Source organism: Streptomyces sp. NPDC002851 (genome assembly GCF_053591935.1).
The window spans coordinates 106735-119246 of sequence record NZ_JBSFUT010000012.1; the positions used below are offsets into that span (position 1 = coordinate 106735).

Annotated in this window: 10 protein-coding genes; 2 read left to right on the forward strand and 8 right to left on the reverse strand. The window is 72.5% G+C overall.

Going from position 1 to position 12512, the window contains the following annotated elements:
• Positions 1-72 precede the first annotated feature (72 nt).
• The 7 genes from ACWD10_RS15340 to hrcA form a co-directional block, all read right to left on the reverse strand.
• Positions 73-987, reverse strand: a complete 915-nt coding sequence (locus ACWD10_RS15340) for a ribonuclease Z (RefSeq protein WP_451090941.1) — start codon at positions 985-987, stop codon at positions 73-75.
• A 19-nt stretch (positions 988-1006) separates the two neighbouring features.
• Positions 1007-1360, reverse strand: coding sequence for a histidine triad nucleotide-binding protein (locus ACWD10_RS15345; protein WP_451090943.1), 354 nt, complete (start codon positions 1358-1360; stop codon positions 1007-1009).
• A 401-nt stretch (positions 1361-1761) separates the two neighbouring features.
• On the reverse strand, positions 1762-5007 hold the full coding sequence (locus ACWD10_RS15350) for a S41 family peptidase (RefSeq protein ID WP_451090945.1): 3246 nt from the start codon (positions 5005-5007) through the stop codon (positions 1762-1764).
• A 203-nt stretch (positions 5008-5210) separates the two neighbouring features.
• Positions 5211-5951 carry a 16S rRNA (uracil(1498)-N(3))-methyltransferase gene (locus ACWD10_RS15355; RefSeq protein ID WP_451090947.1) on the reverse strand — a complete coding sequence of 247 codons (741 nt, stop codon included), beginning with the start codon at positions 5949-5951 and terminating at the stop codon, positions 5211-5213.
• Complete coding sequence (locus ACWD10_RS15360; protein WP_451090949.1) at positions 5948-7024, reverse strand: nitronate monooxygenase; 1077 nt, start codon at positions 7022-7024, stop codon at positions 5948-5950. The genes ACWD10_RS15355 and ACWD10_RS15360 overlap by 4 nt, the downstream gene beginning before the upstream one ends.
• A 106-nt stretch (positions 7025-7130) precedes the next feature.
• Positions 7131-8264, reverse strand: a complete 1134-nt coding sequence (dnaJ, locus tag ACWD10_RS15365) for a molecular chaperone DnaJ (RefSeq protein WP_451090951.1) — start codon at positions 8262-8264, stop codon at positions 7131-7133.
• 1 nt (position 8265) lies between these two features.
• Positions 8266-9282, reverse strand: a complete 1017-nt coding sequence (hrcA, locus tag ACWD10_RS15370; protein ID WP_451090953.1) for a heat-inducible transcriptional repressor HrcA — start codon at positions 9280-9282, stop codon at positions 8266-8268.
• 185 nt (positions 9283-9467) lie between these two features.
• Here hrcA and ACWD10_RS15375 point away from each other — a divergent pair, with 185 nt between their 5' ends.
• Together ACWD10_RS15375 and ACWD10_RS15380 are read left to right on the forward strand one after the other, a co-directional pair.
• Positions 9468-10223, forward strand: coding sequence for an MBL fold metallo-hydrolase (locus tag ACWD10_RS15375; RefSeq protein ID WP_451090955.1), 756 nt, complete (start codon positions 9468-9470; stop codon positions 10221-10223).
• A gap of 35 nt (positions 10224-10258) precedes the next feature.
• The gene (locus tag ACWD10_RS15380) at positions 10259-11062 is read left to right on the forward strand and encodes a DUF3097 domain-containing protein (RefSeq protein ID WP_451090957.1); all 804 of its coding nucleotides are present in this window, start codon (positions 10259-10261) and stop codon (positions 11060-11062) included.
• A gap of 150 nt (positions 11063-11212) precedes the next feature.
• Here ACWD10_RS15380 and hemW read toward each other — a convergent pair whose 3' ends face one another.
• Complete coding sequence (gene hemW / locus ACWD10_RS15385; RefSeq protein ID WP_451090959.1) at positions 11213-12454, reverse strand: radical SAM family heme chaperone HemW; 1242 nt, start codon at positions 12452-12454, stop codon at positions 11213-11215.
• Positions 12455-12512 lie beyond the last annotated feature (58 nt).

Sequence of the window (12512 nt, forward strand, 5' to 3'; positions counted from 1 at the left end):
GGTTCACATACATGAACTCAGATCACAAACCGAACCGAGCTGAACCGACCCTAAGGAGGAGTACGGGAACCGTCAACGCTCCGGACGCCGCTTCGGCACCGCCACCCGGGCCAGGTCGGCCGCGACGGTGAGCTCGCCCTCGAACCCGGCCTGCCGCGCCTCGAGCTCGAAGGCCTCCGGATCCGAGTAGCGCTGCGAGAAATGGGTCAGGACGAGATGCCGTACCCCCGCGTCCCGAGCGACGGCCCCGGCCTGACCGGCGGTCAAATGCCCGTACTCGGCGGCAAGCTCGGCGTCGTCATCGAGAAAGGTGGACTCGATCACCAGGAGATCGCAGCCCTCGGCGAGCGCGAACACCCCGTCACAGAGCCGGGTGTCCATCACGAAGGCGAACCGCTGCCCGGGCCGCACCTCGCTGACCTCGTCGAGCCGCACCCCGCGCAGCTCCCCGTCCCGCTGTAGCCGTCCGACGTCGGGCCCGGTGATGTCGTGCTCGGCGAGCAGCTCGGGCAGCATCCGCCGCCCGTCGGGCTCGACGAGCCGATAGCCGTAGGTCTCGACGGGGTGCGAGAGCTTGCGCGCCTCGAGGCGGTACGAGTCGGCGGTGGCGATCACGCCGTCCGCGGCCACGGGGATCTCGCTCAGGGACACGGTCTCGCGGTACGCGGTGGCGTACCGCAGCCGGTCGAAGAAGCGCTGGCCGGAGCGCGGATAGTGGGCGCTGACCGGGTGCGGCACGCGGTCGAGGTTGATCCGCTGGATCACCCCGGCGAGCCCGAGGGAGTGGTCACCGTGGAAGTGCGTGACGCAGATCCGGTGGATGTCGTGCGCGGCGACCCCGGCGCGCAGCATCTGCCGCTGGGTGCCCTCGCCGGGGTCGAAGAGGATGCCCTCGCCGTCCCAGCGGAGCAGATAGCCGTTGTGGTTGCGGTGCCGGGTGGGGACCTGGCTGGCGGTGCCGAGGACCACCAGTTCACGTACAGACACGGGTTGTTACCCAGGCTCCTTATCCGGGGGGCCATTCCATGCCGCGGCCGCCCAGGACGTGGGCGTGGGCGTGGAAGACGGTCTGACCGGCGCCGGGGCCGGTGTTGAACACCACGCGGTAGCTGTGCAGCTTGTCCTCGGCGGCGACCTCGCCGGTCTCACGCAGCACGTCGGCGGTGAGCTCCGGGGCGGCGGTGGCGAGCGTGGCGGCGTCCGGGTAGTGCGCCTTGGGGATCACCAGGACGTGGGTGGGGGCCTGCGGGTTGATGTCGCGGAAGGCGAGGGTGGTGTCGGTCTCGCGGACGACGGTAGCGGGCACCTCCTTGGCGATGATCTTGCAGAACAGGCAGTCAGCCTGGGCCTCACCGGCCATGGGGAGTCTCCTCGTTCCGAGCGTGATCGGTATGTCGGCATGGTATCGGCCCGAAGGGCCCCCGCCCCGGCCGCCTGCGGCGGGCTTTCTTCCCCAGCCCCGCCCCTTCCCGAAAGCCTGACGGCACTTCGGGGGCTCCGCCCCCCGGACCCCCGCTCCTCAAACGCCGGAGGGGCTGATTGGGGTGGGCGGGTTCCGAGGACGTGTAGGCGGTGCCCCGACCTCCCCCACCCACCCGGAGGGGGCGGGCATTTCGGCCCGTGCGGCACCTATCAGCCCGTCCGGCGCTTGAGGACGAGCGCGTTCAGCGCGATATCTGCGGCGGGGGTCCGGGGGGCGGCAGCCCCCGAAGCCGCTGCAAGCCTTCGGGAAGGGGCGGGGCGGGGAGAAAACCCACCCCCTCACCCCAGCGGCGGGACCTCCGGAGGAACCTTCGCCGGGTTCTCCGCGAGAACAGCCAGCGCCATCCGTACCGCCTCATCCAGCTGCGGGTCCCGCCCCTGCGCGTAATCCTGCGGTGTCGTCACGACCTCCACATCCGGATCCACGCCGTGGTTCTCCACGTCCCAGCCGTAACCCTCCAACCAGATCGCGTACTTGGGCTGGGTCACCAGCGTGCCGTCCACGAGCCGGTAGCGGCTGTCTATGCCGACGACGCCGCCCCACGTCCGCGTGCCCACCACCGGTCCGATCCCAAGGGCCTTGATCGCCGCATTCACGATGTCACCGTCCGAGCCGGAGAACTCGTTCGCGACCGCCACCACCGGGCCGCGCGGCGCGTCCAGCGGGTAGCTGAACGGGCGCATCCCGCGCGGGATGTCCCAGCCGACGACCCGCCGCGCCAGCTTCTCGACGACCAGCTGCGACGTATGGCCGCCGCGGTTCTCGCGTACGTCCACGATCAGGCCCTCGCGCGCGACCTCCACCCGCAGATCGCGGTGGATCTGGGCCCAGCCGGGCGCCTGCATGTCCGGCACGTGCAGATAGCCGAGGCGGCCCGCCGACTTCTCGTGGACATACGCCCGCCGGTCCGCGACCCACGCGTGGTACCGCAGCGGCTCCTCGTCGTCGATGGGGACGACCACGGCGTGCCGCGGATCGCCGCCCCCCGCGGGGGAGATGGTCAGCTCCACCGGACGGCCCGCGGCGCCGACGAGCAGCGGCCCGGGCCCGGTGACCGGGTCGACCGGACGCCCATCGACCGCGAGCAGCGCGTCCCCGGCACGCACCGCCACGCCGGGCGCGGCGAGCGGCGACTGGGCGTGCGGGTCGGAGCTCTCGGACGGCAGGATGCGGTCGACGCGCCACTGGGCGGGGCCGGCGGGGCCATCGTCGGGGCTGTCGTGCCGGGAGATGTCGGCGCCGAGCAGGCCCTGGCGGGTGTCGGAGCGTCCGCCGCCGGGCGCTACGACGTACGCGTGCGAGGTGCCGAGCTCGCCGTGCATCTCGTAGAGGAGGTCCACCAGGTCGTCGTGGGTGGCCACGCGGTCGACCACCGGGCGGTAGCGGTCGAGGACGCCGGTCCAGTCGACGCCGGACATGTCGGCGCGCCAGTAGTGGTCGCGCATCAGGCGGCCGGTCTCCTCGAACATCTGCCGCCACTCGGCGGCCGGTTCGACGGTCTGCCGGATCCGGCCGAGGTCGACGGTGATGTTCGTGTCGCCGTCGTCCTCGGCGGCGGGCCGCCGGTCGCTGGGGATGACCCGCAGCGACTCGCCGGAGTGCAGCAGGACGCGCTTGCCGTCACCGCTGACCGCGAAGCCGTCGACGTCGGCGGCGAGTTCCTCGATCCGGCGCTGCGCCAGGTCGTACCGCTCCAGGTCGGTGCTCGGCTCCGGGGCGTCGGGCGTGGCCCGGGAGGCACCGAGGGCGCCGCGCACCGGGTGGCGCAGCCAGAGCAGCCCGTCCTTGGCGGCCTGGAGGGACGAGTAGCGGGCCGCCTCCACGGGGAACGGCACGATCCGGTCGGCGAGCCCGTCGAGGTCGATCCGGGTGGCCGGGGTGTCGTCGCCGCCCGAGACCTCACCGGACTTCTCGGCGCTCTCGAACGGCAGCCCGTGCCGCTGCGGCCCGAAGGGCGACGGCGTGGCCGCGGACAGCGTGATCAGGTGCGGGCGGCAGGCGCCGACGAAGGCCAGGTCGAAGACGTGCGCGTCGTAGACCGGGTCGAAGGAGCGCTCGGAGAGGAACGCCAGGTGTTTGCCGTCGAGCGTGAACGCGGGCGCGAAGTCGCGGAACCGCAGCGGTGTGGCCTCGGAGACCGACAGGTCCCCGGTGTTGGCCAGCTTGAGCTGGCGCAGCGGCGACGGGCCGGGGTGCGACCAGGCCAGCCACCCGGAGTCGGGCGAGAACGTCAGCCCACTGGCCTCGCCGTGCTCGCTCCGGTCGACCTCCCTGACCTCCCCCGACTGCCGCTCGACGAGCAGGACGCGGCCGTCGTGCGAGGCGACCGCGGCGCGGCTGCCGTCCGGGGCCATGGCGAGCGAGAGCACCCGGCCCAACTGGCCCGCGGCGACGCGGCGTACGGAGGCACCCGAGGCGACCCCGGTGGCGGGCGCGAACTCCAGGGCGTCGTCGCCCTCGGCGTCGGTCACCCACACCGCGTACTCCTCGCCCTCCACCCGGAAGGTCCGCGGCAGCCGGGCGCGCACGCCGGGTTCCGCGGCGAGCGCGCGGGCCGGGCCCTCGCGGTGGGTGAGCCAGTGGATGGCGCCGCGCACCGAGACGGCGCTGCCGCGGCCGGTGTGGTCGGGCGTCGCGGAACCGAGGTTCCGCCCGGCCCTGACCTGGTACGGCTGCTGGTCGACGCGCTGCCCGCCGAGCGTGATGTCGAGCCGCCGCGGCTCCTCGTCCGACTCCAGGTCCTCGATCAGCCAGAGTTCCCCGGCGGACGCGTACACGATCCGCCGCCCGTCGGTGGCGGCATGCCGCGCGTAGAACCCGCTGACGGGCGAGTGGCGCCGCAGGTCGTTCCCGTCCGGCAGCGAGGAGTAGACGGCCCCGACGCCCTCGTGGTCGGAGAGGAAGGCGATCCGCTCCCCCACCCACATCGGGTACTCGATGTTCCCGCCGAGCTGCTCATGGACGCGTACGAACTCCCCCTCCCCGGCGCCCGTTTCATCCCTTTCGATCCACAACTTGCCCGCCGTGCCGCCCCGGTAGCGCTTCCAGTACGCGGCCTCGCGGCCCATGGTCACGGAGAGGAGCAGGGTCCGGCCGCCCGGGCCCTGGGCGAGATCGCCGACCGGGCCGTACGGCAGGGTGCGGGAGGTGCCGCCGTCGAGCGGCACGGCGTGCGCCCAGCTGCGGCGGATCGAGGCCTGGCCGTACGTGGTGGTGGCGAGCACCTGGCCGTCCTGGGTCCAGCCGCGCACGGACGTACGCCAACTCCCCCAGTGCGTCAGGCGCTTGGAGCGGCCGCCGGTGGCCGGGGCGAGGTGCACCTCGGGGGCGCCGTCGCGGGTCGACGTCCAGGCCACGTGGGCGCCGTCCGGCGATATCCGTGGGTGGCCGACGGGCATGTTGTCGGCACTGACACGCCAGGCGCGGCCGCCGTCGAGCGGCGCGACCCAGACGTCGTCCTCAGCGGTGAAGGCGATCAACTCGCCCTGGACATGCGGATACCGAAGGTAAGCAGGCTGCGTCACCTATTCACCCTACGCAGGCCCGGCCCTCTGGGACAGCCTGTTTCGGATCACAGAATGAGCCCGCCCGGCTTCCACTCGGCCCGCCCGGTTCCCACTCAGCCCGTCCGGCGTTTGCGGACGAGCGCTCCCCCAAGCTCTCGGCTGCGCTCGAGCAGGGAGGTACCCTCCTGCGCGACATCTGCGGCGGGGCTGGGGAAAAAGACCTACCCCCACCGCCCCGTACGCCCAAGCAGCAACGCCACCCCCGCCGTCCCGGCCGTGGACGTACGCAACACACTCGTCCCGAGCCGCAGCGCCCGCGCTCCCGCATCTCCGAAGAGCCCCAACTCCTCCGGAGAAACGCCCCCTTCAGGCCCGACGACAAGCACGATCGACCCGGAGTCCGGCAGCGGAACCGACGCCAGCGGCACCGCACCCTCCTCGTGCAGCACCCCCGCGAAGTCCGCCCCCGCGAGCAACGCCGCCACGTCCTTCGTCGACGCGAGCTCCCCGACCTCGGGGAACCGCAGCCGCCGCGCCTGCTTGCCCGCCTCCCGGGCCGTGGCCCGCCACTTGGCGAGGGACTTGAGGCCCCGCTCGCCGCGCCACTGCGTGATGCACCGGGACGCCGCCCACGGCACGATCGCGTCGACGCCGGTCTCCGTCATGGTCTCGACGGCGAGTTCACCGCGGTCGCCCTTGGGCAGTGCCTGGACGACGGTGATACGGGGCGCGGGCTCGGCCTCCGCGAGTTCCCCCGTCACGTCGACGACCAGCCGGTCCTTGCCCTCGGCGGCCCGTACGACCCCCGTGGCGCCGAGCCCGCGGCCGTCGGTCAGGACGACGGGCTCCCCGGCCCGCAGCCGCCGCACCGATACGGCGTGCCGACCCTCGGGCCCGTCGAGCACGAACTCTCCGGCACCGGCCCGTGGCACCTCGTCCACCACGAACACCGGCGCGGTCACGACACGCCGTCCCGCAGCGCCAAGGACGCCTTCGCGGCGTCCAGTTCGACGGCGAGCACCTCGACCAGGCGGGCGGCCGGGAGCTCCCGGCTCATCCGGTGGCCCTGGCCCGCCCAGAGCGCCATGCCCTGCGCGTCGCCCGCCTTCGCCGCGGCCTTGCGCAGGCCGCTGGTCATGTGGTGCACCTGCGGGTACGCGGCGGGGGCGTACGGCCCGTGCTCGCGCAGGAAACGGTTCACCAGGCCGCGCGCCGGGCGCCCGGAGAACGCCCGGGTCAACTCGGTCCGTACGAACAGGGGGTTGGTCATGGCCTGCTTGTGCAGCGGGTTGGCGCCCGACTCGGGGCAGACCAGGAACGCGGTGCCGAGCTGGGCGGCCTCCGCACCGGCCGCGAGCGCCGCGGCGATCTGGCCGCCGCGCATCAGGCCACCGGCCGCGACGATGGGCAGCTGTACGGTCTCGCGCACCTGCGCGATCAGCGAGAGCAGCCCGATCCCGGCGTGGTCGCGCTCCGGCTCGTCCCGGTGGGTGCCCTGGTGGCCGCCCGCCTCGACGCCCTGCACGCAGACGGCGTCGGCGCCCGCCCACTGCGCGGCCTGCGCCTCTTCCGGCGTGGTGACCGTGACGACGGTCTGGGTGCCGACCCGCGCGAACGCGTCGAGTACGTCGCGGTCGGGGCAGCCGAAGGTGAAGGAGACCAGCGGCACCGGGTCGTCGAGGAGTATCGCCAGCTTGGCGTCGTAGCCGTCGTCGCGCCCGGAGTTCGGGTCGCCGAGCGGGGTGTCGTACCAGGCGGCCTCGCCCGCGAGCTGGTGCGCGTAGACGGCGATGGCCGCCGGGTCCGCGTAATCGGGCTGCGGCATGAAGAGGTTGACGCCGAACGGCCGGTCGGTGAGCCCGCGCAGCTGCTTGATCTCCTGGTACATCCCGTCGGCCGTCTTGTACCCGGCGGCGAGGAACCCGAGGCCCCCGGCCTGGGACACGGCCGCGGCGAGCGACGGGCAGGAGGCGCCGCCGGCCATGGGGGCCTGCACGATCGGAAGGGGGCAGAGATCGGTCAGCGCGGAGGACATGACGTTATGGTTTCACGTCCTCCGCACCACGCGTATTTCGGCCCCCACGGGGCTCGGTTCATCGCGCTGAACGCGTTCGTCCTGAAACGCCGGACGGGCTGATTGATTACCGCCCGTTGAACGCGTCCTTGAGGCGCGAGAACAACCCCTGCTGCCCCGGCTGGAACTGCCCGGTCGGCCGCTCCTCACCCCGCAGCTGTGCCAGCTCCCGCAGCACCCGCTCCTGCTCGGGATCAAGCTTCGTCGGCGTCGTCACCTCGACATGCACGATGAGGTCACCGCGCCCGCCGCCGCGCAGATGCGTGATCCCGCGACCGTGCAGCGGAATGGACTGGCCGGACTGCGTACCGGGCCGGATGTCGACCTCTTCCATCCCGTCGAGCGTCTCGAGCGGCACCTTCGTGCCGAGCGCCGCCGCCGTCATCGGAATGGTGACCGTGCAGTGCAGATCGTCGCCGCGCCGCTGGAAGACCGGGTGCGGCAGCTCGTGGATCTCCACGTACAGGTCACCGGCGGGCCCGCCGCCGGGGCCGACCTCGCCCTCACCGGCGAGCTGGATCCGGGTGCCGTTGTCCACACCGGCCGGGATCTTCACGGTCAGCGTGCGGCGCGAGCGGATCCGGCCGTCACCGGCGCACTCGGGGCACGGCGTGGGCACCACGGTGCCGAAGCCCTGGCACTGCGGGCACGGCCGCGAGGTCATGACCTGGCCCAGGAAGGACCGCGTGACCTGGGAGACCTCGCCGCGGCCGCGGCACATGTCACAGGTCTGCGCGGAGGTGCCCGGGGCGGCGCCCTCGCCGCTGCAGGTCGTGCACACCACGGCGGTGTCGACCTGGATGTCCTTCGTCGTGCCGAACGCCGCCTCGTCCAGCTCGACCTCGAGCCGGATCATGGCGTCCTGGCCCCGACGGGTCCGCGACCTCGGGCCGCGCTGCGACGCCGTACCGAAGAACGCGTCCATGATGTCCGAGAAGTTCCCGAACCCGCCCGCGCCGAAGCCGCCCGCACCGGCGCCCGCCTGCGAGAGCGGGTCGCCGCCGAGGTCGTAGACCTGCTTCTTCTGCGGGTCCGACAACACCTCGTACGCGGCGTTGATCTCCTTGAAGCGCTCCTGCGTCTTCGGATCGGGGTTGACGTCCGGGTGCAGCTCACGGGCGAGCCGCCGGAACGCCTTCTTGATCTCGTCCTGGGATGCGTCGCGGCGCACGCCGAGTACGGCGTAGTAGTCCGTGGCCACCTTAAGACTCCGCCAGGATCTGTCCGACGTAACGTGCCACTGCGCGTACCGCTCCCATCGTTCCGGGGTAGTCCATGCGGGTCGGGCCGACCACGCCGAGCTTGGCGACTGCCTCGCCGCCCGAACCGTAGCCGACCGAGACGACTGAAGTGGAGTTGAGCCCCTCGACGGCGTTCTCATGACCGATGCGCACGGTCATGCCCGAATCGGTCGACTCGCCGAGCAGCTTGAGCAGCACCACCTGCTCCTCGAGGGCCTCCAGGACGGGCCGGATCATCAGCGGGAAGTCGTGCCCGAACCGCGTGAGGTTCGCGGTCCCGCCGATCATCAGGCGTTCCTCGGTGTCCTCGACGAGCGTCTCAAGGAGCGTCGCGAGGACGGTCGAGACCGAGCCGCGGTCCTCCGCCTCGAAGGACTCGGGCAGGTCCTGCACCAGCGTCGGCACGTCGCTGAACCGACGCCCGGCCACCCGGCTGTTGAGCCGGGCCCGCAGATCCGCGAGCGCCGTCTCACCGAACGGGGCAGGGCAGTCCACATGACGCTGCTCGACCCGACCCGTATCGGTGATCAGTACGAGCATCACCCGGGCCGGAGCCAGCGAGAGCAGCTCGACGTGCCGCACCGTCGACCGGGTCAGCGAGGGGTACTGCACCACGGCGACCTGCTGGGTCAGCTGCGCGAGCAGCCGCACCGTCCGGCTGACGACGTCGTCCAGGTCGACGGCGCCGTCGAGGAAGTTCTGAATGGCCCGCCGCTCGGCTCCCGACAGCGGCTTGACGCCCGCGAGCTTGTCCACGAAGAGCCGGTAGCCCTTGTCGGTCGGGATCCGCCCGGCGCTGGTGTGCGGCTGGGCGATGTACCCGTCGTCCTCGAGGGCCGCCATGTCGTTGCGCACGGTGGCCGGGGAGACGCCGAGGCGGTGCCGTTCGGTGAGTGCCTTGGAACCCACCGGCTCCTCGGTGCCGACATAGTCCTGGACGATGGCGCGCAGCACTTCGAGCCTGCGTTCGCTGAGCATCCGCGCTCACCTCCCTGCCGCCGTCACCGCGACCGTCGCCTTGTCTTGACCTTCGCCTTGCTTCTGGCACTCACCTCGCGCGAGTGCCAGTTTCCGCCGCCCAGTGTACGGCCGTGGGGTACGGCCCCGGCAAGGGCGGTACCTCAGGCCCTGCCAGGGCACGCTCGCGGGGTTAGCGTCTGTGTATGCAGCAGCCGCACTCCACCGGGGCGCCGGACCGGGTTCCCGGCTGGGAGGAGCTCTCACCGGTCGTACGCCGCCGCCGACTGCCCGTCTGGGACTGCACCACGGGCCTGGTCATCGGCGAGCGCTCCGCCCTGGTGATCGACCCCGGGTCCTCGCTCCGGGAGGGCGCCGAGATCCGCGCTCAGGCACAGGCCATGCTCGGCCCGGCCCGCCGTGTGACCCATCTCGCGCTCACGCACCCGCACTTCGACCACGTCATGGGCGCCGCGGCCTTCGCGGGCGTCGAGGTGTACGCGGCCGTGGGCGTCGACTCAGTCTTCGCCGCACGCCGCGACGAGCTCGCCTCGTCCGCCGTGCACCACGGCATGGATCCGAGCACCGCGACCGAGTCCGCGGACGCGCTGGCCCGCCCGCACCACCTGGTGTGCGGCGAGTGGACCCTCGACCTCGGCGGCGGCGTACAGGTGCTGCTCGCCAACATCGGCCCCGCCCACACCGGCCACGACCTGGTGGTTCTTGTACGGGGCCCGGGCAGCGACCCCGAGATCGTGTTCTGCGGCGACCTGGTCGAGGAGTCCGGCGACCCCCAGGCGGGCCCGGACGCGGTGCCGACCCACTGGCCCCACGCCCTCGACCGTCTGCTCGAACTGGGCGGTGAGGACGCCCTCTACATCCCCGGTCACGGTTCGGTGGTGGACGCGGCTTTTGTCCGTACGCAGCGCGCGGAGCTGGCCACCCGCTTCGGCGTGTCGTAACGGACGCCCCGCTCCCTTTTCCTATCGTCGGCCGAATGCGCAGCTACAGCCCCGACCTGACCCCGCCCTGGAAGAAGCGGAAGCCGGTGCCGGAGGTACCGGCCGAGCCGGATCTGGTCGTGGAGGAGGCGGCCACCGGCTTCTGCGGCGCGGTCATCCGCTGCGAGGCGGGCACGGTCACCCTGGAGGACCGCTTCGGCAAACACCGCGTGTTCCCGCTGGAGCCTCGCGGCTTCCTCCTGGAGGGCCAGGTGGTCACCCTGGTCCGCCCGTCTTCTCCTGCTCCGGTACGCCCCACCCGCACCGCCTCCGGTTCGGTCGCGGTCCCCGGGGCGCGGGCCAGGGTCGCACGGGCGGGCCGCATCTATGTGGAGGGCCGCCACGACGCGGAACTGGTCGAGAAGGTCTGGGGCGACGACCTGCGCATCGAGGGCGTGGTCGTCGAATACCTGGAGGGCATCGACGACCTCCCGGCCATCGTCACGGACTTCGCCCCGGACGCGGAGGCCCGCCTGGGCGTCCTGGTCGACCACCTGGTCCCGGGCTCGAAGGAGTCCCGCATCGCGGAGTCGGTCAGCAGCGAGCACGCCCTGATCGTGGGCCACCCGTACATCGACATCTGGGAGGCGGTGAAACCGTCCACCCTGGGCATCGCGGCGTGGCCCCGCATCCCGCACGGCCAGGACTGGAAGACGGGCGTGTGCCGGTCCCTGGGCTGGCCGGAGAACACGGGGGCGGCGTGGCAGCGGATCCTGGGCAACGTGCGCTCGTACAAGGACTTGGAGCCGGAGTTGCTGGGGAGGGTGGAGGAGCTGATCGACTTCGTGACGGGAAATTGAGCCCGTCCGGCGATTGAGGACGAGCGCGTTCAGCACGATATCTGCGGCGGGGGTCCGGGGGCGGCAGCCCCGAAGCCGCTGCAACCACGCGGCGTTAGCCGCATATCGACACAGTCGGGAAGGGGCGGGGCCGGGGAAGGAAAGACCCCGTCAGTCCACCAGGTCCCGCACCACCGCATCCGCCAACAACCGCCCCCGCAGGGTCAACACGGCCTGCCCGCGTTCGAACGCGGAAGCCGACAGCAACCCCTCCCCCACAGCCCCCCGCGCCGCGGCAAGCCCGTCCGCCCGCAGCAGCGACACCGGACACCCCTCCCGCAACCGCAGCTCCAGCAGAATCCGCTCCACCCGCCGGTCCTCCGCGGACAGCAGCTCCCGCCCGGCCCCCGGCGACGCCCCCGCGAGGACCCGCTGCGCATACGCGCCCGGATGCTTGACGTTCCACCACCGCACCCCGCCCACGTGCGAGTGCGCCCCGGGCCCCGCGCCCCACCAGTCGGCACCCCGCCAGTACAGCTCGTTGTGCAGGCACCGCCCGGAACGGCTCGTGGCCCAGTTGGACACCTCGTACCAATCGAACCCGGCCGCCCCGAGTACCGAATCCGCGATCAGATAGCGGTCGGCGTGCACGTCGTCGTCGGTCATCGGCACCTCGCCGCGCCGGATCCGCCGGGCCAGCTGCGTGCCCTCCTCGACGATCAGGGCGTACGCCGACACATGATCGGGCCCGGCACCGATGGCCGACTCGAGCGACGCCCGCCAGTCGTCGTCGGACTCGCCCGGCGTGCCGTAGATCAGGTCGAGGTTCACGTGGTCGAACCCGGCCGCCCGGGCCTCCGCGACGCATGCCTCGGGCCGCCCCGGCGTATGCGTACGGTCGAGCACGCGCAGCACATGCTGCCGGGCGCTCTGCATCCCGAACGAGATCCGGTTGAAGCCCCCGGCCCGCAGCTCGGACAGATATGCCGGATCGACGGACTCCGGGTTCGCCTCGGTCGTCACCTCCGCGTCGTCCGCGAGCCCGAACTCGTCCCGGATCGCCCCGAGGGCCCGTACGAGATCGGCCGCGGGGAGCAGCGTCGGCGTACCGCCCCCGACGAACACGGTCCGCACCGGGCGTGGGTCGTCGCCCAGGACCTTGCGGGCGAGGCGGATCTCCTCCACGAGGTGGCTCGCGTAGTTCTCCCGGGACGCGAGCGCGCCGCCTGGGCCGCGCAGCTCGCTCGCGGTGTACGTGTTGAAGTCGCAGTAGCCGCAGCGCGTGGCGCAGTAGGGGACGTGGAGATAGAACCCGAGCGGGCGCGCGGCCGCGTCGGCGAGGGCGGACGCGGGCAGCGAACCGTCCTCGGGCACGGGCTCGCCATCGGGGAGTACGGAGGGCATGTCCTCCATTGTCCCGTACGCCGACGAGCCGCCCCGGCCGTGCGACCGGGGCGGCCCACCAGGCGCT

Coding starts and splice junctions, on each gene's coding strand:
- ACWD10_RS15360 (WP_451090949.1), bottom strand. CDS start 7,024: ATGTCCTCCGCGCTGACCGATCTCTGCCCCCTTCCGATCGTGCAGGCC.
- ACWD10_RS15375 (WP_451090955.1), top strand. CDS start 9,468: ATGCAGCAGCCGCACTCCACCGGGGCGCCGGACCGGGTTCCCGGCTGG.
- hrcA (WP_451090953.1), bottom strand. CDS start 9,282: ATGCTCAGCGAACGCAGGCTCGAAGTGCTGCGCGCCATCGTCCAGGAC.
- ACWD10_RS15345 (WP_451090943.1), bottom strand. CDS start 1,360: ATGGCCGGTGAGGCCCAGGCTGACTGCCTGTTCTGCAAGATCATCGCC.
- ACWD10_RS15380 (WP_451090957.1), top strand. CDS start 10,259: ATGCGCAGCTACAGCCCCGACCTGACCCCGCCCTGGAAGAAGCGGAAG.
- hemW (WP_451090959.1), bottom strand. CDS start 12,454: ATGGAGGACATGCCCTCCGTACTCCCCGATGGCGAGCCCGTGCCCGAG.